The following is a 21,763-nucleotide window of genomic DNA, read 5'->3' on the forward strand; positions in this document are numbered from 1 at the left end:
CCGTCGGCGCCTTGCCTGCGCCGGAGCTCGCCCGGGGCGTACTAGTCGTGCTCGAGGGTGGCGCGGCTGACGGCGTCGTCCTGGGCGAGCCGCCGACGGCCGGCGAATCCGAGGTCGGTGCGGTGGTACCAGTTCAGGGCTCGATCGCCCTCGAGCCAGCAGAGCAGGACCGGCACTCCGTCCAGATCGGCCGGGAAGTCGATCAGCAGCGGCGCCAGGCTCTTCAGCTCAGCGCCGGTCTCCTGCACGGTCGTCATCAGCTCGTCCAGCCGGGCCTGGGCCGCCTTCAGTTCCGGGAGCCCTCCCAGCCCGGTCGGCGGTCCGTTCAGCTGCACCGCCGCCGCCAGCTCGGCCGCGTCCGCCCGCAACGCGACGATCTCGTCGAGAACCGGCAACAGCTCCGCCAGCTCGTCCCGAGCCTCTTCCACCGTGAACAAACCCATGCCGAGCAGCCTAGAGGCGCCCTCGCCAATGTCTGACCTGGAGCCCGCCGAGGGTGACGCTGACCTCCGCGCCACTCGACGCCGCGTATTGGTCATACTCGAGTCGTGGGGCGCGGCGGTCAGCGTCGCCCTCGGCGGGCCGTGCACTACAGGCCGAGGGACTTGGCGATGATGGTCCGCATGACCTCGGAGGTGCCGCCGTAGATGCGGTTCACGCGGTTGTCGGCGTACAGGCGGGCGATCGGGTACTCGAGCATGTAGCCGTAGCCGCCGTGCAGCTGTAGGCACTTGTCGATCACCCGCGACGCGACGTCGGTGCAGAACAGCTTCGCCTTGGCCGCGTCCGAGGCCGACAGCTCGCCCTCGTCGTGGGCGTCGAGCGCCCGGTCGACCACCGCCTGCGCGGCCTCGACCTCGGTCTGGCAGTCGGCGAGCACGAACTTCGTGTTCTGGAACCCGGCGACCGGCTGGCCGAACACCGTGCGCTCCTTGACGTACGCCAGCGCGAACTGCACGGCCGCGGCGGCCTGCGCGTACGCACCGACCGCGATGCCGAGCCGCTCCTGCGGCAGGTTGTGCGTCAGGTACGAGAACGCCTTGCCCTCCTCGCCGAGCAGATCCTCGACCGGCACCTTGACGTCCGTGAACGAGAGCTCGGCCGTGTCGGACGTCCGCAGGCCGATCTTCTCCAGCTTGCGCCCGACCTGGTACCCCTCGGTCTTCGTGTCGACGACCAGGATCGACAGCCCGCCGCGACGATCTTCCGGAGACGCCGGCGCGGTACGGCAGACGACCAGCACCCGATCGGCCAGCACGCCGCCGGTGATGAACGTCTTGGACCCGTTCAGCACGTAGTGGGTGCCGTCCGGCGACCGGACCGCGGTCGTCTTCATGCCGGCCAGGTCGGAACCCGTGCCGGGCTCGGTCATCGCGATCGCGGTCATGATCTCGCCGCTGACGAACCCGGGCAGCCAGCGCTTCTTCTGCTCGTCGTTGCCGTACGCGAGCAGGTAGGGCAGGCACAGCGCGGTGTGCACGCTGGAACCGCCGAAGCTGACGCCGGCCCGGGCGAGCTCTTCGGTCGTCACCGCGGAGAACTTGAACGACGTCTCGCCGGCGCCGCCGAACTCCTCCGGCACCTCGATGCCGAAGACGCCCAGCTCGCCGAGCTTCAGGTAGAAGTCGCGCGGGACGTGCCCCTGCTCCTCCCACTGCGGGTAAACCGGGACGACCTCTTCGGCGATGAAGTCGCGAATCGTGGCGCGGTACGCCTCGTGGTCCTCGTTGAATACGGTTCGGCGCACGGCACGTCGTCCTCTCAGCTCACCCGCTGGACGATCGTTAAGTTACTCAGGGGTACTCAACCCTGTCCAGCGGTACTTACTACAGTAAACCGGGCCTCCGAGTGAACAAACGTTAGGCTCTGCCTGTGACGAACACCGCACCTCCCCGGTCGCCGGGCCACCAGGCGCTGCTGGCCGCCGCCCGGGAGGAGTTCGCCGAGCGCGGCTACGGCGGCGCCTCCATCCGCGACATCGCCCAGCGCGCCGCGGTCAGCCTGGCCGCGCTCTACCACTACTACGGCAGCAAGCAGGAGCTGCTCCACGCGCTGCTCGACGAGGGCATGGACGTCTACGACCAGGTCAGCGTCGACCTGCTGGGCACGGTCGGCGACGACCCGGCCGAACGGCTGGAAGCCCTGGTCGAGGCGCTGGTGCGGTTCCGCGGCGGGCCGCGCGGCAGCAGCCAGCTCGAGCTCACGGAGTTCCGCAGCCTCGGCCCCGAACAGCACGCCGCGCTGCGGGCCCGGCAGGCGGTCGCGACGAACCGCTTCCGCGACGTGATCGACGCCGGCGTCGCGCTCGGCCTCTTCCGCACCCCCGAACCCGACGACGCCCGGCGCACGATCATCGCGGCCTGCAACGCGATCGCCCAGTGGTGGCGCCCGGACGGCGCGATCACGCTCGACACGCTGATCGACCGCTACAGCAGCCTGGCCCTCACCGTGGTCGAGTACCGCCCACGTCGGATACGAGCCGCTCGAACTTGAGCGCCAAGCCGTCGAGCAGTGCGTCCAGGCCGGTCTCGAACGCGCCGTCGTCGATCTCGCGCTGGTGCTCGGCGAGCAGGTGCGCCTCGGACAGGTGCGGATAGCGCCCGGCGTACACGCTGGCGTCGTCCGGGAACCCGCGGGCGAACGAACCGAGCGCCGAGCCCGTGACGAAGTAGCGCATCAACGCGCCGATCCGGGTCGCCTGCGCCCGCGGCCACCCGGCGTCGACCAGGCCGCCGAACACCGCATCGGCGATCTTCAGCGAGTTCGGCCGGTGGCCCATGCCGTGCGCGAGTGCCGGGACGATGTTCGGGTGCTCGGCGAGCGCGGACCGGTACGACCGGGCCCAGTCACGCAGCGCCGTCCGCCAGTCCCGGCCCACGTCCGAGAACATCGAGAGGTCGACCTCGCCGACCACGGTGTCGACCACCGCGTCGAGCAGTTCCTCCATCGTCGTCACGTGGTTGTAGAGCGACGGGCCGCTCACGCCCAGCTCGGCCGCGAGCCGCCGGGTCGAGAGCGCCTCCAGCCCGTCGGCGTCCACGACGGTCAGCGCCGTGGCGACGATCCGGTCACGGCTCAGCATCGGTCGGCGAGGGCGCCCCATGGCGGCTCAGCCTAGCGGCCGGAAAACTAGCACTGCTAACTTCCCACTCATGACGACCCTCTCGCTGGCCAGCATCCTGGCCGAATCGGCACGGCGCCGTCCCGATCACCTGGCGCTCATCGAGGGCGAGCAGCGCATTCCGTTCGCCGTCATGTGGGAACAGGTCCGCGGCCAGGCGGCCGCGCTGATCGAGGCCGGCGTCCGGCCGGGTGACCGGGTCGCGCTGATGGCCCCGAACACCGCCGAGTTCCCCCGCGCCTACTACGCGATCCTGGCCGCCGGAGCGGTCGTCGTCCCCGTCCACCTGCTGCTCTCGGCCGAGGAGGTCGAGTACGTCCTGCGCGACTCGGGCGCGAGCCTGCTGCTCTGCCACGTCGCCGTCGCGCAGACCGGCGTCGCGGCCGGCGTCGCCGGCGGGGTACGGACGTTCACCCTCGGGCCGGAGGTGCCCGCCCTGGCGTCCGTGGATCGGCTGGAGGACCGGACGGCCGAAGCGCTGCCGTTGCACCACACGACGCGCGCCGACGACCCGGCGGTCATCTTCTACACCAGCGGCACCACCGGACGCCCCAAGGGCGCGGTGCTCACCCACCTCAACCTGGTGATGAACGCGACCGTCAACGCGTTCGACGCCAACGACGCCCGTCCGGACGACATCGCGCTCGGCGCGTTGCCGCTGTTCCACTCGTTCGGCCAGACCGTCAGCCTCAACACGATGTGGCGCGTCGGCGCGACCGTGGTGCTGCTCCCCCGGTTCGAGGCGGCCGAGGCGATCGCGCTCATGGTCCGGGAGCACGTCAACACGTTCCACGGCGTCCCGACGATGTACGTCCGGCTGGTGGAGGTGGCGCGCGGCGCGCCGGAGCTGCCGCGATTGAAAATCGCCGTCTCCGGCGGCGCTTCCCTGCCGGTACCGGTCCTAGAGGCCTTCGAAAAGACCTTCGGGACGCCGATCTACGAGGGTTACGGTCTGTCCGAGACCTCCCCGACCGCATCGGTGAACCAGCCACAATTCGGGACGAAGGCCGGCTCGGTCGGGCACTCGCTCTGGGGTGTCGACGTGGAGATCGCGCGGGCCGAGATCGACGAGCGGATCGAGCTGCTGCCGACCGGCGAGCTGGGCGAGATCGTGATCCGCGGCCACAACGTGTTCAGCGGGTACCTGGACGACCCGGACGCGACCGAGGCCGCGGTCGTCGACGGCTGGTTCCGATCCGGAGATCTGGGCACGAAGGACGCCGACGGGTTCGTCACGATCGTCGACCGGAAGAAGGACCTGATCATCCGTAGCGGGTTCAACGTGTACCCGCGGGAGGTCGAGGAGGTCCTCCTGCGTCATCCGGGGCTGAGCGAGGCCGCGGTGATCGGGATACCGGACCCGGTGCACGGCGAGGAGATCTGCGCGGTCGTGGTGCCGGATCCGGCCGCCCAGGGACCGCTGGACGTCGACGAGCTGGTCGCGTTCGCTCAGGACCACCTGGGGCGGCACAAGTACCCGCGCCGGGTCGAGGTCGTCGACCGGTTGCCGCTCGGGCCGAGCCTGAAGGTGCTCAAGCGGGAGCTGCGCCGGCAATACGGTTGAGGGATGAGCCTGAGCTACGTGGTGACCGGGGCCGGCGGCGGAATCGGCCGGGCGATCGTCGAGCGCCTCCTGGCCGACGGCGGCGCGGTCGTCGCCGTCGACCGGGAAGCCTCGGCGCTGAGCTGGACCGAGGGACCGGGCCGGACCGAGGCACCGGGCCGGACCGAGGGACCGGGCCGCGTGATCGCGGTGACCGCGGACGCGACCGACGAGGTGGCGATGGACCGCGCGGCGACGGCGGCCGCGGAGCTCGGCACGTTCACCGGCTGGGTGAACAACGCGGCGACGTTCCGCGACCTGTCCGTCCACGAAGCCCCGAGCGACGACGTGTCGGCCGCGATCCAGCGCAACATCGACCTGGTGGTCACCGGATCGACGGTCGCCGTCCGGCGGTTCCGGCTCGGCGCAGGCGGCGGCGCGATCGTCAATCTCTCGTCCTGGCAGGCCCGGCTGCATCCCCTCGGACGGGTCGCCCGGGCCTCGGAGATCGCGTCCGCGGTCGCGTTCCTGCTCGGCCCGGACGCCGCGTTCGTCACCGGCGTCGTGCTGCCGGTGGACGGCGGCCGTACCGCGCTCGGGCACGACCCCGAAGGTCTATGAACCGTTCTTCTCGGGGCCTCGCGTGATCGGGAGGCCGAGCTCGGTGCGGATCTGCCGCTGCACCATCACCTTGTCCGGCCGGGCGTCGATCGAAACCACGAACTCCTTGCGCCGGAACAGGTCGAGCACCGGGTTCGTCTTCGTGTGGTAATCCCGCAGCCGTGACTCCAGCGCGTGCTCGGCGTCGTCCTCGCGGGTCATCAGTTCGCCGCCGCAGACGTCGCAGCGTCCCTCGACCTGAGGGCGGTGCGCGATCAGGTTGTAGTCCATTCCGCACCGCGTGCACAGCCGCCGGTTGAGCACCCGGCGGCGCACCTCGTCGTCCGGGAGCTCGAGGTGGATGACGCCGTCGATGTCGTAACTCTCCAGGAAGAACTCCGCCTGCGGCCGGTTGCGCGGGAAGCCGTCGACGATGAAACCGTAGTTCCAGTCGTGCTGGTCGAGACGCGTGCGGACGAGTGAGCCGACCAGGTCGTCGCTGACGAGTTCACCGGCGGCCACGATCCGGCGGACCTGGGCGCCGATCTTGGTGTGGTTCTGGACCTGCCATCGCAGCATGTCGCCGACGCTGACCTGAACGAGGTCGAAATCGTTGGCGAGCATCGCCGCCTGGGTGCCTTTCCCGCTGCCCTGGACGCCCATGATCACGTACTTCCGCATACCCCGACCCTTTCACCGCAGCCGTATCACCGCCAGCGGCGCGCCGCTCTGAGCAGCGGAAACAATGTGTAACCAGACTCGCGGGGACGACCACCGATTTGGGGTCGAATTAGTCGACAAAAGCCACCGTTTTGTTCTCGGTTGGTTTCAATCGATTACCCAGCGTCAACTCTGCCATCCGTACGTCAAGGAACGTCCAGAAGGGAGAGATCTATGCAGTTAGCACGATCGAAGAAAACAGCAGCAGTTCTCGCCGCACTCCTGGCGGCTTTGATCGGTGGGTCGGGCCTCCTCGGGTCACCGGCGAACGCGGCTCCGGCCGCCGACGCGGGCACGCTCACGTCGACGGTCGCGGGTACGTTCACCGACGCTCAGGGTGGCCAGGGCACGTTCGCCGGCACGTTCACGCCGAACAAATTCGTGGAGTCCGGCAACCAGGCGGTCGCCCAGGGCACGCTCGCGGGCACGCTCACCGACTCCACCGGTGCGGTGCTCGGCACCGTGAGCGAGCCGGCCTCGTTCGCGGTCCAGAGCGCGACCACCGACGGTTCCGGGGCCACGACCCAGGCGGCGCTGGCCAGCTGCTCCATCCTGGATCTGGTGCTGGGTCCGCTGGACCTGAACCTGCTCGGGCTGACCGTGCACCTCAACCAGGTGGTGCTGCACATCGTCGCGCAGAGCGGTGCGGGCGAACTGCTCGGCAACCTGCTGTGCGCGGTGGCCGGCCTGCTCGACGGCGGACCGCTGGCCTCGCTGGTCGCGACGCTGAACCAGATCCTCGGACTGCTGGGCCTGCTCGGCCTCTGACCGTCCTGAGGAGTGAGCACCGCCCGGGCCACCTGCCCCGGGCGGTGTCACTCGTTCAGCAGCGCGATGTTCCCGGCCTCGTCGGGATCCGGCCCGGTCACGGCGAGGAACGCGGCGACGCACTCCACCGCGACGTCGGGCGCCAGCCGCTTGAGGCTCAGCGCGACGACGTTCGCGTCGTTCCAGAGCCGCGCGCCACGAGCGGTCCAGGCGTCGGCGACCGTGGCCGCCCGGGCCCCGGCGACCTTGTTGGCCGCGATCGCGGTGCCGGTTCCGGTCCAGCACATCAGGACGCCGAAGTCGGCGCCGCCGCTCACCACGGTCTCCGCGACCCGGCGGGACATCACCGGCCACGACCCGTCCACCGCAACGAGCTCGTGGCCGGCCGCCAGGTAGGCGCGCACCGCGTCCACGCACTCGTTGCTGTCGTCCGCCGCAAACGCGATTCGCATGAGAGCAGCCTAGGTCGGCGGTTTCAGCGGTTTCAGGCCAGGAACGTGCGCAGGACCGGGGCGAGCACCGTGGCGTCCACGTCGTGGGTCTGGTCCGGGAGCGTCCGGCGGGTCGCGTTCAGGAGCACGGCGGCCAGGGCGTCCGCGCCCGCGTGCATCCAGTCGGGGCCGGCGCCGCCGTCCACCACCAGGACCGGGACCGTCACCGCGGCCCAGCGGTGCGGTGACAGCGGTGCGCCGGTCTGGGTGCCCTCGAGCAGCGCGAGGTCGTACGGGTAGGTGTGCGAGACCGCCTCGAGCGCGGCCCAGTGCGGGGACTTCTTCAGGCCTTCGATCGCCTCCGGCGGCACGCCGGCCGCCTCGGCGAGGAAGAGCTCGACCGCGCCGTCGCGCTGCTCGGTCAAGATCAGGCGCTCCAGGCGGGGCTGCAGGTCGATCCGGATCGGCTTCCGGCTGTCGTCGACGATGAACGGCGGCTCGTACACGGCCACCTTCGTGACGGCCGGGCGGCGGGCGGCGGCGTCCAGCGCGAGCGCCGACCCGGACGACATGCCGTAGAGCGCGGCGGCGCCCCCGGCGTGCTGGAGCAGCGCGGCGATGTCGTCGATCTCCCGTTCCGGGCTGTGCGGGGTGGTTCCCGGTCCGCTGTCGCCGCGGCCGCGCCGGTCGTAGTGGTAGACCGTGAACTCCTCGGCGAGGAGCTGGGCCAGCTCCGCCGTGCCGGGGTCGATCGCGCGGTGCTGGGACGCGCCGCCGACGAGGACGACCGCGGGCCCCGTCCCGTAGCGGTCGAACGCGATCGTGGTGCCGTCGGACGAGGTCACGGTGTCCATCAATGCTCTCCTGCCTCTCCTGTCCGTGGGGTGTGCCGGAGCGTCACCAGGACGGTGACGGCCAGGCCGGTGAGCAGGACGGCGCTGACCGTGGCGGCCGCCTGCATGCCGGACACGAACGCCTCGTGTGCGCTCCCGAGCACGGCACTGCTGAGCTTGTCAGGCAAGGTGGCCGCGACCTGGGTAGCGCCGGTGAGCGTGTCGCGGGCCGCGGCGGCGTCGGCCGGGGACAGGCCGGTCGGGAGGTCGACGTGGGCGCGGTAGACGGCGACGCCGAGGCTGCCGAGGGTGGCGATGCCGAGGGCGAACCCGAACTCCCCGCTCGTCTCGTTCAGCGCCCCGGCCGAACCGGCCTCGGACGGTGGCACCGCACCGAGGACGAGGCCGGTGGCGAGCGTGATCAGGGGGCCGGCGCCGAGGTTCGTCAGCGCGAAGCAGGCCGCGATCGGGCCCGGGCCGGTGCCGGCCGGGAGCAGGGCCAGCCCGGCCTGGGCGAGAACCGAGATCGCGAGTCCGCCCGAGATCAGGAAGGCGGGCCGGATCCGGCGGGCCAGCAGCGGGGCGACGACCACGCTCACTGCGGAGGCCGCGGCGGCCGGCAGCATCCAGAGGCCCGTGCGCAACGGGGAGAGCTCGTCGACGAGTTGGAGGCGCTCGGTGATGAACAGCATCATCGCGCCCATCAGCAGTGTGCCGAGGAACAGGCCGCCGAGTGCGGTCGCGCAGGCCCGGTTGCGGAGGATCCGCAGGTCGAGCAACGGCCGGGTGAGGTGACGCTGGCGGCGCAGGAAGCTCGCCCCGGCCACGAGCCCGAGCGCGACCGCGGCCAGGGAATCGACGTCCGGCCCGTTCTTGGCCAGCTGCTTGAGCCCGTAGACGATCGGGAGGACGGCCGCGAGCGACAGCACGACGCTCAGCAGGTCGATCCGGGCGGCCTCACCGGGTTTCCCGCCGACGGTACGGCCGTGCTCATCGTCGGAAGAAGGCTCGTCGTAGGAAGAAGGAAGGAGCACCGGACCGCAGGCCAGAAGCAGCACCATGGCGGGGACGCCGAGCAGGAAGACCGAGCCCCACCAGAAGTGCGCGAGCATCGCGCCGCCGACGACCGGGCCGATCGCGGTGCCGCCCATGAAGCAGACGAACCAGATGCCGATCGCGAGCCCGCGCTGCTTCGGATCGCGGAACATCGTGCTGATCAGAGCCAGGATCGAGGGGGCGAGCGTCGCGCCGGCCAGGCCGAGGACCGCGCGGGCCGCGATCAGCAGGCCGGGGGTCGGCGCGTAGGCGGCGAGCGCGGACGCGGCGCCGAACGCGGCGGCGCCGATCAGCAGGAGCTTGCGGGGCCCGATCCGGTCGCTGACCGCACCCATCGTGATCAGGAACCCGGACAGCAGGAAGCCGTAGGTGTCCATGATCCAGAGCTGCTGGGTGCTGTTCGCGTGCAGGGACTCGCTCAGGTGCGGGAGGGCCAGCAGCATCACGAATACGTCGATCGAGACGAGCAGAGTCGGCAGGGCGAGTACGGCGAGGCCGATCCATTCCCGGCGTCCGGCTTGTGTTTCCATGCGGAGAGGTCGCGGCGGTGGCAGGGATTTCGACGGCGGCCCGGTGTGGCGCGGGTCACACCCGTGGGTGTCGAGCGCGGGGCCGCGGCTCCGACTCCGTGGTGTCTACCGAGGAGGCCAGAATGAAGTACCTGCTGCTGATCACGATGAACCCCGAGACGTTCGAGGCGCTGTCGGAGGAGGAGAAGCAAGCGGTGTTCGCCGGGCACGGCGAACTCATGGAGGAGCTGCAGACCACCGGTGAGCTGCTGGGATCGGTGGCGCTGGCCGCGCCGGCGGCGTCCGCGACGGTGCGGGTCCGTGGCGGCGCGGTGGACGTGACCGACGGGCCCTACCTGGAGTCGAAGGAGTACCTGGCCGGGTACTACGCGGTCGACTGCGAGACCATGGACCGCGCGATCGAACTGGCCGCGAAGATCCCGGATGCGGCGTTCTCGGCGATCGAGGTGCGGCCGGTGATGAACGACGCCGGGCTGGAGATGTGAGCTCGTCGCTCGAGGACCTGCTGCGCGCGTCGGCGCCGCAGGTCCTGGGGGTGCTGGTGCGCCGGTACGGGCAGTTCTCGGAGTGCGAGGACGCCGTGCAGGAGGCGTTGCTGGCGGCGTTCCGGCAGTGGCCCTCCGACGGGGTCCCTTCCTCGCCGCAGTCGTGGCTGCTGACGGTGGCTACCCGGCGGCTGACGGATGCGTGGCGGTCGGAGTCGGCGCGCAAGCGGCGCGAGGAAGCGGTCGTGCTGGAGTCGGCGCCGCTCGATTCGGCCGGCGGGGTCGCCGGCGGGGTCGCCGGGGCTGGGGGCGTTTCCGGCGTCGATGACACGCTGACGTTGTTTTTTCTGTGCTGCCACCCGGCGCTGACGCCGACCGCGCAGGCCGCGTTGACGTTGCGGGCGGTCGGCGGTCTGACGACGGCCGAGATCGCGGCCGCGTTCCTGGTGCCGGAGGCGACGATGGCGCAGCGGATCTCGCGGGCGAAGGCGCGTCTTCGTGGCGAGTCGTTCTCGGTGCCCGCCGATCGGGCCGCCCGGCTGACGGTCGTGCTGCGGGTGCTGTATCTGATCTTCAACGAGGGGTACGTGGCGACGGCGGGGTCGTCTCTGCACCGTTCCGACCTCACGACGGAAGCCATCCGGCTGACGAGGGCGGTCCTCGCGCTGTCACCGGGGGACGGCGAGATCGCCGGGCTGCTGGCGTTGATGCTGCTGACCGAGGCGCGGCGGCCGGCGAGGCTGGGTGTCGACGGCTCGCTGGTGCCGCTGGAGTCGCAGGACCGGCTGTCCTGGGACGGGGCGCTGATCTCGGAAGGGGTGTCGCTTCTGACCGCGGTGCTGCCGGTGGCGCCCCTGGGGCCGTACCAGCTGCAGGCGGCGATCGCGGCGGTGCACGCCGAGGCCCCGTCGGCGGAGGAGACGGATTGGGCCCAGATCGTGGGCCTGTACACGTTGCTGTCGCGGTTCGAGCCCGGGCCGATCGTGACGCTGAACCGGGCCGTGGCGGTGGCGCAGGTGGCCGGCCCGTCAGCGGGTCTGGCGTTGCTGGACACGGTTTCGTCGCAGCTGGGGCGGCATCACCGCTGGCACGCGGTGCGGGCGCATCTGCTGGAGATGGCCGGGGACGCCGCCGGCGCCCGGGACGCGTACCGGGAAGCCGCGGGTCTGACCGCCAGCCTCCCGGAGCGTCGTTACCTCGACGGTCGGGCTGCGCGACTCTAGCCGTGCATCATGTCGTCCACCGCTCGACGGACCACGTGGACGGTGACGAGGTGTCTCCGGCGGGGGTCGGTAGTGACCTGGACGTGCTGGGCGCCCCAGCAGGCGTCGCGCAGGACGCCGGCGGCGGCGCTGACCTGCAGTTGGCCGACCCCGGCCGGACACCACAGGGTTACCGATTCGCCGTAATCGGTCGGACGCGTGACGAGGATGGCCGGGAGCCGCCCGTATCGGTTGTGGACCCAAGCGTGGGCGAGCCCCGTGCGTACCCGATGGGCGGAGACGATGCACAGGACGCGGCTCGCGACGGCCCGTCGTAACGGCGGGGTGCTCGCGATGAAGGCCGCCCCGATCGCCGCAACGAGCGCTGTTTCGGAAAGGCGGCCCGCGTGGTCGGCGAGCAGGCCGCAGGTGGAGATACCAATAACGGCGACGGATTCGTAACGCCATCGCCAGAGGACGGTAGTGGGCAGCGGCCGCCTGACCTCGGGCGGCAGCGGGGAGTACTGCGGAGGCTCACCGGGCGGCCCGACTCGGGGTGACGTGGTCACTGGACACCTCCGGCACCGTCATCGACCAGCACCGGCCGGGCGGCAACGGGGGCTCCACCAGGGCAGGTCGGGCTCGGCTGACGCTCTATGTCGTCCAGCGCGATCAGCCCCGGGCAGGCCCCCCGCGCGATCCGCGGGTCGCGGTAGCGGCGGCCCAACCCGCGCCAGATTCGCTGAATTTCCCAACCGCCAGCACGAGCGATACCGTCCTGCCGTCGGAACAAGCAGTCGCCAAAAACGACCACTCTGTGATTGAGTCGGTCTAGAAGTCGGTCGAAATCACGGGTAGTTTGAAACACAGCGCATCACCTGTCACTGAGCAAGCTGGCCAGTTTGCGGTTTGGTGTGCGCCATTGGGCTGGGTCGATGCTCCAACATCGACTCAGCCCGTTTTGCGAGGAGGCGCTCACCATGAACTATGGGAGCGATACGAGGGCGCCGCTCAGCGCCGATCGGGGTTTTCTACTAGCCCACCTCCACTACCCCACCTCATGGGGAACAACATCCCGTGGCGTCACAGAAGCCTCGGTGACCTGCGCCTGCCGGGCCACGATGCGATTGGGACCGCAAGTTCCCTCACCTCACATCGTGACTGTCTCGGACGCGCATGGCAAGATCACTGGCAATTGCCAATGGAATTGCAAGTTGCGCATCGCATCGAACCGCTCGCTCCATGCAGGACGAGTCATACCCACCGCACAACCCGCAGGAGCTGTCGTGACCAAAGCGTCAGACGTGCTCTCACCGGCCTTGCGTCGGCTCGAGGTCGCGGCTGCCCTCAAGCGCCACCGCGAGGCCAGCGAGCTCACCACCTCACAGGTGCTCGCTGCGACCGGATTCTCGGCATCCAAGTTGAGCCGCATCGAGACCGGAAACCGTCCCGTACAGGTAGATGACCTGACTCGTCTGTGCGAGCTCTACGACCTCGATGCGGCCGAGCGTGCCCGCCTGGGCAAACTCGCCGACGAAGCCCGGCGCCGGACGACCCGGAAGACCATTGTAGACAATCGCGACTTCGCTGAACTCGAGCGAGCGGCAAGCGCAATTGAAGACTATAAGTCATCGGTGGTTACCGGGCTTCTGCAGACTCCCGACTACACACGCTCGCTATTCCGTCGACTCCAGCCAGATATTCCTGGCGATTTGCTGGAAAAGGTGGTGGCCGCTCGGCTTGACCGACAAGAACGAATTTTCGGACGCTCGAATCCGCCACGCTTGCACTTCATCCTCGATGAGGCCGTACTTCGTCGCACGGTTGGCGGAGCATCACTGATGCGCGCTCAGCTCAAGCATCTTGCTGAGCTCACCTTTGACGAGAATTTTATAGTGCAGGTGATTCCATTTAGCGCAGGGGCGCACCCCGCAGTGGATTCATTGTTCACCATTCTGTCATTCGACGAGGCGATTAGAGACCGAGTTTATATTGACGGCCTCGCTCCACCCGTTTTTTTGGTGGACATGAGCAGCCTCCGCACATATCGCGCGGTGTTCAGCCAGATTCGGGAGCTTTCCTTGGATCAAGCGAGCTCGCGGGAACTCATCGCGTCAGCAGCACGGGATCTATAGGTGGCGGCCGCAGACACGACCGCCACCTGGCCATCTTGGTTATCTAGGGTCAAAAATTCCGCTTTTGGCCCCATCGAGAAAGGCGAGCCAAGCCGGAACCGGATAGGCCAACAGTGGCCCGACCTCTCCCGCTTTGCTATCCCTGACGGCGATAGCGTCGCCAACCCGCGCGACCTCCACACAGTTCGTGTGGCTACACCGAGCTGCCCGGCGCCAAGCGACTTCTCGACTACTCTCTTCAGCCATGCTTCCCCCCTGCGCGCGACTCGAACGCCACATGATTGTCTGCGACGGTCGCCCGATCGGCGGCGGGACACGCCAGGCCCGTCCCCAGGAGGGTCAGTACGAGAAATTTATCAGCGTCGCCTAAAGCAGCGCCGGAAAGGGAGGCATAGATCACCGAGCATACTTTAGAGAGGAGCGACCGCGCTTCGTCGCCAGTTTGGACACATCATGCTATGTGACAGGGCGTCACTACGCAGGGTCGCTAGTCGCTCGGGCGGCCGAAGTCGCCCGACCTGACTGCCTCAACAAACCCCCTCCAGGCGCGTACGGGAACCGCAATATTCACGCCACCTGGAACCGAACTATTGCGCATGATCACCGCTTCTTTCGCAAACGCTACTTCTAGGCAGCTCTGATGACTGCACCGAGTAGATCGGTGCCACACGAGCTCGTCCCGCTGCGCATCCATGGTCGCCCCAGTCCGCTCAGACGTGAGCCGGGCATCCTCGAACGAACGCTCCACAACGGCCCGGCCTCGGCGCGGAGGTCTCAGACATCGTATGTAATCACCATGTTCACGACTTCTCGTTCCAGAATATCGGCCCATCATTCGACGGATCCCCCGCTTCGTACCGACGACAGACCGTCCGCCGCGGAATCCGTACCTTTCACCAAACGGCGCGAACAGCTATAACGCTCTGAGCGGTGCTCTCCGGTCCTCACCCCGAGCCGCACCCGTCTTCCTGGCGCCCCCCGGACGACGACGTTCGCAGTGACCCTCGCAGTTCCCCGCTGTATGAGGAGGCGTTCATGGCAGTCGCCGACGAAAGACCAACTCCGCTCTCGGACGAAGACCGGCTCGCCGAGCTCGGCTACCGCCAGGAGCTCCATCGCACCTGGTCCGGCTTCTCGAACTTCGCGATCTCGTTCTCGATCATCTCGATCCTGGCCGGCTGCTTCACCACGTTCGCCCAGGCCTGGAACAACGGCGGACCGATCGCGATCTCGCTCGGCTGGCCCCTGATCAGCGTCTTCATCCTGATCATCGGGCTCTGCCTGGCCGAAATGGGCTCCGCCTACCCCACCGCGGGCGGCATCTACTGGTGGGCGGCCCGCCTCGGCGGCCCGGCCGCCGGGTTCTACACCGGCTGGCTCAACCTCGTCGGGCTGGTCGCGGTGACCGCGAGCGTCGTGTACGCGTGCGCGGGCTTCTGGAACATCACGCTGACGCTGTTCTGGTCGGGCTGGGCCGACACGTTCGGCGGCGACGCGCTCAACCAGCAGTTCTTCTGGTTCATCGTGCTGATGATCGTGGTCAGCGTGCTGAACATCTTCAGCTCGCACCTGCTGGCCCTGATCAACAACGTCAGCGCCGGGTGGCACGTGGTCGGCGCCGCGGTGATCATCGTCGTCCTGCTCGTCGCCTCGAAGGGCCACCAGGACGCGAGCTTCATCTTCACCGAGCGGATCAACAACTCCGGGTTCTCCGACTCCAGCCTCAGCTTCTGGTTCTACGTGCTGCCGCTCGGGTTCCTGCTGACCCAGTACACGATCACCGGCTTCGACGCTTCCGCGCACATGTCCGAGGAGACCGCCGGTGCGTCGCGCGCCGTCGCCCGGGGCATCTGGCAGAGCATCTTCTACTCCGCGATCGGCGGCTGGCTGCTGCTGCTCGCGTTCCTCTGGGCGGCGAAGGACGTCGGCTTCATCAACTCGCCGGACAACGGTTACGGGGTCGGCAGCGTCATCGCGATCTTCTCGTCGGCGCTGTCACCGGTGCTGTTCAAGCTGGTCATGGTGATCGCCACGATCGGCCAGGTGTTCTGCGGCATCGCGGCGATGACCAGCCTCTCCCGGATGAGTTTCGCGTTCAGCCGGGACGGTGCCGTCCCGGGCAAGAAGATCTGGAGCAAGGTCTCGCCCACCACCGGCGTCCCGGTCAACGCGGTGCTCGGCGGCGCGGCGGCGGGCGTCATCATCACGCTCCCGGCGCTCTACAAGAGCCCGGCCGGCATTCCGGTCGCGTTCTACGCCGTCGTGAGCGTCGCGGTGATCGGGCTCTACCTCGCGTTCGTGATCCCGATCTTCTACCGCCTGAAAGCCGGCGCGACCTTCCAGCCCGGTCCCTGGAATCTCGGGAAGAACTACCGCTGGATGAACGTCGTGGCCGCGGTCGAGATCGTCGTCATCAGCATCTACTTCTGCCTGCCGATCGTCCCCAGCGGCGTGCCGTTCAGCGACGGCTTCACCTGGTTCGACGTCAACTACGCGCCGATCATCACCGGTGCGGTGCTGCTCGGGATCACGATCTGGTGGTTCGCCTCCGCGAGGCGGTGGTTCACCGGCCCCCGGCGGACGATCGACGAGGAGCCGCTCACCGAGCCGGCCACGCCCGGAGCGGTCTGACGACGTGCCTGCGGGCCGGGGAGTCCCTTGACGTCCCCGGCCTGCGGCTCGGTGTGCTTCTTCAGATGTGTCATCCCGGCTCCGGTTGATTGATCCGGCTTCCTCAGGATGACTTGTTCACGCAACGCAATTGATCAGCTACCCGACGCGCGGAAAGTAGTCTCGCCGACAGTTCAGCGTGACCCCATGTACGCGGTGAACTCCTCGAGGCTGATCAGGCCGTCGCCGTCGGCGTCCACCCGCTCGACGGCGGCGACCGCGTCTTCCTCGGAGATCGTGTCGCCGAGCGCGGTGGCGACCCGGACCAGTTCGGCGGCCGAGATCTTGCCGTCGTTGTCGAGGTCGATCAGGTCGAAAGTCGTTGCATAGTCAGTCGTCACGTCGACACAGTGGCCTACGGCCGCCACTCCCAAACATGAAACGGCGGGCGTCCGAAGACACCCGCCGTTTCGAAAAGCAGAACATCAACGCGATGGGGTGGTGTCCCGCATCTTCTTCAGCATTGTCAGCTGGGCGTGCACGGTGCCGTCGGCGTCGAGCACGCGGTAACCGTACTGGTGGGCCGAGATACCGGCGGCCGGGCGGTACGCGGTGTAGATCGTGCCGACCTTGACCTGCGGGTAACGCGCCGCCGCCAGCTTGAACGAGCGGACCATGTAGTCACCGGCGATCTGGTCGCTGGCGACACCGAACAGCCACGGCTGGTTGATACCGGCGTTGGAGTGCACGGAGGTCCCGAATTCGGTCCACCAGATCGGCTTCGCGGAGTCGCCGTTGGCCTTCATCGCCGCGATGATCGCCGGCATGTTCGTGATCCGCGACTTGCCGACGATGTCGGTCGACTCCGGGGCCTTGGTCTGGTTGCCCTGGTAGGGGTGCACGGCCATGACGTCGAACGCGCCCTTGGCGCCGTCGGCGTACGCCTCCTTGACGAACACGTCGTCGGTCTGCGCGGTGCCACCGAAGATCACCGGAACGGACTTGTTGCCGGCCTTGATACCCGCGTAGGACGCCTTCAGCACCGCGACGAACTTCTTGACGCGCAGCGCCGCGTCGGCCACGCCGGTGAACTCGACCAGGTTCGGCTCGTTCCAGACCTCGACGCCGGCGATCCGCGAACCGTAGTTCTTGGAAAGGAACGTCATCCACGGCTTGATCGAGTTCGGGTCGGCCGGGAACTGCATCAGGTTGCTGCCGGTGCCGGGACGGGACCAGTTCGGCGACTGGTGCGCGGTGATGAACACCTTCATGCCCTTGGCCCGGATCCGGTCGATCGCGATGCTCAGGCGCTTGTTGTGCCACGAGTCCACGGCCGGGGCGGCCGGCGTCGGCTGGCTGGCGGACCAACCCATGTCGACGCGGACGATCTGTACCTTGTTGGCGGCGAGGGCGTTGAGGTGCGCGTCGAACATCGCGTTCGGGGTCTGGCCGTTCCAGTACATCTCCCACATGGCGTGCATCTGCACACCGAGCGCGGGAACCGCGGCCGAGGACGTGCTGGGCGCGACCGCCGGGGCCAGCTTCTTCTTCTTCTTGGCCGAGGTCTCGGTCGGCTTGGCGGCCAGCGCCGTCGTCGCCGCCTGCGCAGTGCCGCCTCCGATAGCGAGCCAAACCAGTCCAGCTACCGCCAACACGGCCGCTACCAGAATCGTGCGCTTCATCCTCGCCCCTCACGTCGTCCCCGGTGCCTCTCGATAACCAAGTTCGGCGGCGTCGGTAGCGGGAACGGAAGCGGGACGGGTGCAGGACGGTTGCGCGGATTTCCGGCGGCCTCAGGGGGTGCGGATCGGGTGCGGCACGGGTGCCGCCGTCTCCCTGCCGGCCTTCTGAAGTGCGAAAACGCGGCGCAGATCGAACGTGACCCGCAACGCGGCACAGCGGCACAGCGGGTGGGAGCCCGCGCGGGAGCGCGTGACGGTACCGGTGAAGCCCATGGTCGCCTCCGTGCGAACGCAGAGCAGTGGGGGCAGATTCATCCGCCTTGCCCTATCTCTTGACGCTTCGGTCGAGGGACCGGTTCAGCTGGTTTCAACGGTGAGCGCGACCTGGTAAGCGTCGTCCTCGGTGACCGTGACCGTGATCCGCAGGTCGCCCGAGGAGGCCGAGGCGGTGCAGAGCGGGAACGAGCCCGAGCGCTCGTCCACCGCCCGGCACGTCCCCTGCACCGCCGGGGCCGGCCAGCCGGCCGCCGCGAACGACGTGCGGAGCTGCTCCGGCGTCGGCGGGTGGTCGACCTGCCAGCGCCGGAAGGACGACGGGCACCCGGCATCCAGGCAGCCGGACCCCGAACGGTCCTCGATCTCGACCTGCCACCACCCGGCCAGCGGGCGGAACCGGTTCGCTTCGGTCACCACGTCGGGGTGGTGGGGTCCGCGTAGCGTGATCACGGCTCCCACGGCACCCACCACGACGACGAGCACGGCAGCGGCAGCGGCGAACGTCCGGGCGCCGGAGCGCCGGTTCTGATCGATCGCGTGCCGAGCCGGGCTCATGACGTCTCCTGCCTCGTCATCCGTCTCATAACCGTCCCTCATCACCTAGTTACGTCGCAGACGCAATGAGTGTTCAGAACGGTCAACATCTTTCTGTCGGCGGCGGCGGTGCCGTCCTGTGGGTCCGCACACGGTGAACTGCGATCGCAGCAGCCAGAACCAGAGCGCCCCGGTCGTCGTCAGCAGTAGCGCCACCGCCACCGCGACCAGACCGGTGGTGAGCTCGGGGGTCCTCCCGAGCGCGGCGGCCGGCGGCGGGTCCGCCGCACCTCCCGCGGCCGGCCCGGCCTTCCCGGCCCGGCCGGTCTCCGCGTCCGGCGCGCGGCCACCGCCCGCGCCGTCGACGTCGGCCGCCGGGACGGCGCGTCCGAACCGGGACGAGCCCGCGCCGCGGGGTGTCGCGCGCGCGGGGGTGCTGCTGCCGTATTCGTTGACCGCCTCGACGGTGAGGGTCGTGGTCCGGTCCGGCAGCGCCGGGAGATCCACCTGCCGGACGTCCGCCGGAACGTGCGCGAGCAGCCGGCCGTCCGCGTCGTGGATCCGCCAGGCAGTGGCCCGCGGCTGCGCGGGCGCCCGCCAGCCGACGAGCGCACCCCGGTCGCCGTGGGCGGCCCGGACCGTCACCGCGGCCGGCGCCGACGGCATCCGCGGCCCGAGACCGGCCCGGTCGACGTGCACCGCGGCGGACGTCAGGAGCTCGGCGCCGTCCTCGGCCGCCACGCGCAGCAGGACGCGCCCGGTGAACGTCGCGGGGTAGACGTGGTCGGCCACCGGAGTCGTGGTCGTGCGGTCGGTGGCACCGTCGCCGTCGAAGTCCCACTGGTAGGCCGCAACCGCCTCCGGTACCAGCGCCGAGGCCGAGGCGTCGAACCGGACCGAGGTGCCGGGCGAGGCCCAGTACTCCCCGATCGTCAGCGCCACGGAACCGTCCGTCGCGACGTCGATCTTCTGGCCGCGTTTCCCGAGCGCCGCGCGGACCGCCAGCGCGGACTCCCGGGCCGCCTGGTCGACTGCCTTTCCCGGCTGGGCGTACGCCCCGTGGGAGGAGTGCAGGAAGTCCGCCAGGTTGCTGTTGCAGACCGGGTCGTCCCGGTCGCACCACGAACCCACCCGCTCCGCCAGGTCCGGGGGGACGTACGACGAGCGGGCGTCCAGCACGCCGTTGTCGGTGTAGCAGCCGACATTCCCACGCCGCCACGGCGAGAGCGAGTGGCCCCGGCACGCCGCCGGGAAGATCCCCCGGCCCTCCGGCAGCGAGAGTTTCGGGTCACCGAACAATCCCACGTACGCGATCCGGTCCCGCACGGCCCGGGCCAGCGGGGCCAGCGCGTCGCCGACCACCTGCGCACCCTGCGAGTAGCCGGACAGCACGACCCGCTCGTCCGGGCAGGCCGCCAGCCGCCCGGTCACGTACGCCCGCAGCTCGGTGGCACCGGCCGCTACCGAGGCCCGGTACCGCCCGCCCTCGTTGCCGGTCCAGAACGACCCGGCGTCCAGCAGGTTCTCGAACGCGTCGCTGCTGTCGACCCCGACGCCGACCGCCGGATAGCGGGCCCCGCCGTAGGTGGCCGTGCCCAGCTCGTACGCGACCGCCCGGACGTCGGATCCCAGCCGGGCCGAGAACGCGGTCAGGAACGCCGTGCTCTCCCGCTGGCCCAGCCGCTGCCCGGACCCCCGCGCGAACACCACCGCGACGTCGCCGCAGCCGTAGTCGGTGGCGCGGGCCGGCGCTGCCCCGGCCGGGACGATCCCGCAGAGGCACAGCAGACCGAGACACCACAGTCTCAGGACACGGACAGGCAGAGGCACCGGGCACCAATTCGGGTACAGAAATGAGGGGTGGGCCGGCTGACTAGGGAATTGCCGAGCCGACCCGCGGCAGCTTATGGCGCCGAATGGCTCGCTCGCGCCGCGATCCTTTCCCCTGTTCGGCGCGGAATTACGCACGCGAAGTCGGCGGTGCCGGTCGACTTTCGGCCGCATCGTTGCAGCCCGTACGGCGGATGTGACCGCGTCGATTCGCCGGTCAACGACGGAAATTTCAGGCGAAAATTACGAAAGATGATCGACGTGATTCACGATTCCGGTTACGTACCGCTAAATAGGGCACGTTATTTCTTTCGGCCCGGAGGTCCCACCGGACAACAGAATTCACAGACACGGCGGCCGCCCCGGCCGGAGGTTCGATGGAGCGGAACGTTCAGGCCGGTGCCCGCGCTGCCGATCTGGCCGAAGATAGGACTCAGGCACCCCCGAGGGGCTCTCATGTCGTACCGCTTGGTGACCCGCAGCGACTTCGACGGCCTGGTCTGCGCGGTGCTGCTGCGCATGCTCGACCTCGTCGACGAGATCACGTTCGTGCACCCGAAGGACGTCCAGGACGGCTCGGTCGAGATCACCGATCGAGACATCCTCACGAACCTGCCGTACGCGCCCCAAGCGCATCTCGTCTTCGACCACCACCACTCCGAGACGCTGCGCCTCGGCAGTACCGCGGAGAACCACATCATCGACCCGGACGCACCGTCGGCCGCCCGGGTCGTTTTCGACCACTACGGCGGCCGGGAACGGTTCGCCGAGGTCTCCGACGAGATCATGGACGCGGTCGACCGGGCCGACTCCGCGCAGTACGACATCAAAGAGGTCCTCGACCCGACCGGCTGGACGCTGCTCAACTTCCTGATGGACAGCCGCACCGGCCTCGGACGGTTCCGCCAGTTCCGGATCTCGAACTACCAGCTCATGATGAAACTGATCGACGCCTGCATCGAGCACACGGACGTCGAGGACATCCTCGATCTGCCGGACGTCGCCGAGCGCGCCGACCTCTTCAACGCCCACCACAAGTTCTTCGTCGACCAGCTCAACCGGGTCGGGACCATGCACGGCGACGTCGTGGTGCTCGACCTGCGCGAGGAGGAGACGATCTACGCCGGCAACCGCTTCCTCGTCTACGCGCTGTATCCGCAGGCCCGGGTGTCGATCCACGTCATGTGGGGCCGCCAGAAGCAGAACACGGTGCTGGCCTGCGGCAAGTCGATCCTCGACCGGACCTCGCCGGTCGACATCGGTTCGGTGATGCTCAGGTACGGGGGCGGGGGCCACATCGCGGCCGGCACCTGCCAGATCCCGCACGAGGATTCCGAACGGGTCCTGGCCGAGGTCATCAACGAGATCAGCACCCCGCGGACCGTCGGCGCCACCCGCTAGACGAGC

General features: G+C 69.1%; 23 protein-coding genes. 9 read left to right on the top strand and 14 right to left on the bottom strand.

All coding sequences use genetic code 11. The annotated features are described in order from the left end of the window. Positions 1-41: 41 nt before the first annotated feature. Both ACIBZJ_RS12740 and ACIBZJ_RS12745 read right to left on the bottom strand, forming a co-directional pair. Positions 42-443, bottom strand: a complete 402-nt coding sequence (locus ACIBZJ_RS12740) for a DUF2203 domain-containing protein (RefSeq protein WP_395928721.1) — start codon at positions 441-443, stop codon at positions 42-44. A gap of 146 nt (positions 444-589) precedes the next feature. Next, positions 590-1,747 carry an acyl-CoA dehydrogenase family protein gene (locus ACIBZJ_RS12745; protein WP_395928723.1) on the bottom strand — a complete coding sequence of 386 codons (1,158 nt, stop codon included), beginning with the start codon at positions 1,745-1,747 and terminating at the stop codon, positions 590-592. A 125-nt stretch (positions 1,748-1,872) separates the two neighbouring features. On the opposite strand from ACIBZJ_RS12745, the gene ACIBZJ_RS12750 reads away from it, so the two are divergent. Beyond that, a complete protein-coding gene (locus ACIBZJ_RS12750; RefSeq protein ID WP_395928725.1) occupies positions 1,873-2,493 on the top strand; it encodes a TetR/AcrR family transcriptional regulator in 621 nt (206 codons plus the stop codon). Here ACIBZJ_RS12750 and ACIBZJ_RS12755 read toward each other — a convergent pair. Next, positions 2,444-3,103, bottom strand: a complete 660-nt coding sequence (locus ACIBZJ_RS12755; RefSeq protein ID WP_395928726.1) for a TetR/AcrR family transcriptional regulator — start codon at positions 3,101-3,103, stop codon at positions 2,444-2,446. The two genes, ACIBZJ_RS12750 and ACIBZJ_RS12755, sit on opposite strands and share 50 nt — an antisense overlap. Before the next feature lie 49 nt (positions 3,104-3,152). Here ACIBZJ_RS12755 and ACIBZJ_RS12760 point away from each other — a divergent pair, with 49 nt between their 5' ends. Both ACIBZJ_RS12760 and ACIBZJ_RS12765 read left to right on the top strand, forming a co-directional pair. After that, positions 3,153-4,685: a long-chain fatty acid--CoA ligase gene (locus ACIBZJ_RS12760; RefSeq protein WP_395928728.1), complete on the top strand. Its 1,533-nt coding sequence runs from the start codon at positions 3,153-3,155 to the stop codon at positions 4,683-4,685. Between the two features lie 3 nt (positions 4,686-4,688). After that, a complete protein-coding gene (locus tag ACIBZJ_RS12765) occupies positions 4,689-5,285 on the top strand; it encodes an SDR family oxidoreductase (protein ID WP_395928730.1) in 597 nt (198 codons plus the stop codon). Here ACIBZJ_RS12765 and ACIBZJ_RS12770 read toward each other — a convergent pair. After that, positions 5,280-5,945, bottom strand: coding sequence for an adenylate kinase family protein (locus ACIBZJ_RS12770; protein WP_395928732.1), 666 nt, complete (start codon positions 5,943-5,945; stop codon positions 5,280-5,282). The genes ACIBZJ_RS12765 and ACIBZJ_RS12770 overlap by 6 nt on opposite strands. 213 nt (positions 5,946-6,158) lie before the next feature. On the opposite strand from ACIBZJ_RS12770, the gene ACIBZJ_RS12775 reads away from it, so the two are divergent. Beyond that, on the top strand, positions 6,159-6,752 hold the full coding sequence (locus tag ACIBZJ_RS12775; RefSeq protein WP_395928734.1) for a hypothetical protein: 594 nt from the start codon (positions 6,159-6,161) through the stop codon (positions 6,750-6,752). A 47-nt stretch (positions 6,753-6,799) separates the two neighbouring features. Here ACIBZJ_RS12775 and ACIBZJ_RS12780 read toward each other — a convergent pair whose 3' ends face one another. From ACIBZJ_RS12780 to ACIBZJ_RS12790, 3 genes are read right to left on the bottom strand one after another with little or no spacing between them, the layout of a single operon-like run. Continuing rightward, the gene (locus tag ACIBZJ_RS12780) at positions 6,800-7,204 is read right to left on the bottom strand and encodes an RpiB/LacA/LacB family sugar-phosphate isomerase (RefSeq protein WP_395928736.1); all 405 of its coding nucleotides are present in this window, start codon (positions 7,202-7,204) and stop codon (positions 6,800-6,802) included. 32 nt (positions 7,205-7,236) lie between these two features. Next, a complete protein-coding gene (locus tag ACIBZJ_RS12785) occupies positions 7,237-8,037 on the bottom strand; it encodes an alpha/beta fold hydrolase (RefSeq protein WP_395928738.1) in 801 nt (266 codons plus the stop codon). Next, a complete protein-coding gene (locus tag ACIBZJ_RS12790) occupies positions 8,037-9,602 on the bottom strand; it encodes an MFS transporter (RefSeq protein WP_395928740.1) in 1,566 nt (521 codons plus the stop codon). Before ACIBZJ_RS12790 ends, ACIBZJ_RS12785 begins: the two co-directional genes overlap by 1 nt. Positions 9,603-9,724: 122 nt before the next feature. On the opposite strand from ACIBZJ_RS12790, the gene ACIBZJ_RS12795 reads away from it, so the two are divergent. Both ACIBZJ_RS12795 and ACIBZJ_RS12800 read left to right on the top strand, forming a co-directional pair. Next, positions 9,725-10,087, top strand: a complete 363-nt coding sequence (locus ACIBZJ_RS12795) for a YciI family protein (RefSeq protein ID WP_395928742.1) — start codon at positions 9,725-9,727, stop codon at positions 10,085-10,087. Beyond that, positions 10,084-11,310, top strand: coding sequence for an RNA polymerase sigma factor (locus ACIBZJ_RS12800; RefSeq protein WP_395928744.1), 1,227 nt, complete (start codon positions 10,084-10,086; stop codon positions 11,308-11,310). Before ACIBZJ_RS12795 ends, ACIBZJ_RS12800 begins: the two co-directional genes overlap by 4 nt. On the opposite strand, the gene ACIBZJ_RS12805 is transcribed toward ACIBZJ_RS12800, so the two are convergent. Beyond that, on the bottom strand, positions 11,307-11,858 hold the full coding sequence (locus ACIBZJ_RS12805) for a hypothetical protein (RefSeq protein ID WP_395928746.1): 552 nt from the start codon (positions 11,856-11,858) through the stop codon (positions 11,307-11,309). The two genes, ACIBZJ_RS12800 and ACIBZJ_RS12805, sit on opposite strands and share 4 nt — an antisense overlap. 717 nt (positions 11,859-12,575) lie before the next feature. Here ACIBZJ_RS12805 and ACIBZJ_RS12810 point away from each other — a divergent pair. After that, the gene (locus ACIBZJ_RS12810) at positions 12,576-13,424 is read left to right on the top strand and encodes a helix-turn-helix domain-containing protein (RefSeq protein ID WP_395928748.1); all 849 of its coding nucleotides are present in this window, start codon (positions 12,576-12,578) and stop codon (positions 13,422-13,424) included. A gap of 39 nt (positions 13,425-13,463) precedes the next feature. Here ACIBZJ_RS12810 and ACIBZJ_RS12815 read toward each other — a convergent pair whose 3' ends face one another. Together ACIBZJ_RS12815 and ACIBZJ_RS12820 are read right to left on the bottom strand one after the other, a co-directional pair. Then, on the bottom strand, positions 13,464-13,703 hold the full coding sequence (locus ACIBZJ_RS12815) for a DUF397 domain-containing protein (RefSeq protein ID WP_395928750.1): 240 nt from the start codon (positions 13,701-13,703) through the stop codon (positions 13,464-13,466). A 208-nt stretch (positions 13,704-13,911) separates the two neighbouring features. Beyond that, entirely contained in the window at positions 13,912-14,259 is a 348-nt protein-coding gene (locus ACIBZJ_RS12820; RefSeq protein ID WP_395928752.1) for a DUF397 domain-containing protein, read from the bottom strand. Positions 14,260-14,459: 200 nt separating this feature from the next. Here ACIBZJ_RS12820 and ACIBZJ_RS12825 point away from each other — a divergent pair, with 200 nt between their 5' ends. After that, a complete protein-coding gene (locus ACIBZJ_RS12825) occupies positions 14,460-16,055 on the top strand; it encodes an amino acid permease (protein ID WP_395928754.1) in 1,596 nt (531 codons plus the stop codon). 173 nt (positions 16,056-16,228) lie between these two features. On the opposite strand, the gene ACIBZJ_RS12830 is transcribed toward ACIBZJ_RS12825, so the two are convergent. From ACIBZJ_RS12830 to ACIBZJ_RS12845, 4 genes are all read right to left on the bottom strand, one after another. Then, entirely contained in the window at positions 16,229-16,435 is a 207-nt protein-coding gene (locus ACIBZJ_RS12830) for an EF-hand domain-containing protein (RefSeq protein WP_395928756.1), read from the bottom strand. 84 nt (positions 16,436-16,519) lie between these two features. After that, the gene (locus ACIBZJ_RS12835; RefSeq protein WP_395928758.1) at positions 16,520-17,716 is read right to left on the bottom strand and encodes a cellulase family glycosylhydrolase; all 1,197 of its coding nucleotides are present in this window, start codon (positions 17,714-17,716) and stop codon (positions 16,520-16,522) included. A 357-nt stretch (positions 17,717-18,073) separates the two neighbouring features. Further along, complete coding sequence (locus ACIBZJ_RS12840) at positions 18,074-18,547, bottom strand: hypothetical protein (protein WP_395928760.1); 474 nt, start codon at positions 18,545-18,547, stop codon at positions 18,074-18,076. Positions 18,548-18,592: 45 nt separating this feature from the next. After that, positions 18,593-20,356 (bottom strand): cutinase family protein, encoded by a 1,764-nt coding sequence (locus tag ACIBZJ_RS12845; RefSeq protein ID WP_395928762.1) that lies wholly within the window; start codon positions 20,354-20,356, stop codon positions 18,593-18,595. A 456-nt stretch (positions 20,357-20,812) separates the two neighbouring features. Here ACIBZJ_RS12845 and ACIBZJ_RS12850 point away from each other — a divergent pair, with 456 nt between their 5' ends. Further along, complete coding sequence (locus tag ACIBZJ_RS12850; protein ID WP_395928764.1) at positions 20,813-21,757, top strand: exopolyphosphatase; 945 nt, start codon at positions 20,813-20,815, stop codon at positions 21,755-21,757. Positions 21,758-21,763 lie beyond the last annotated feature (6 nt).

The organism is Cryptosporangium sp. NPDC051539 (genome assembly GCF_044454545.1).
Lineage (GTDB): Bacteria > Actinomycetota > Actinomycetes > Mycobacteriales > Cryptosporangiaceae > Cryptosporangium.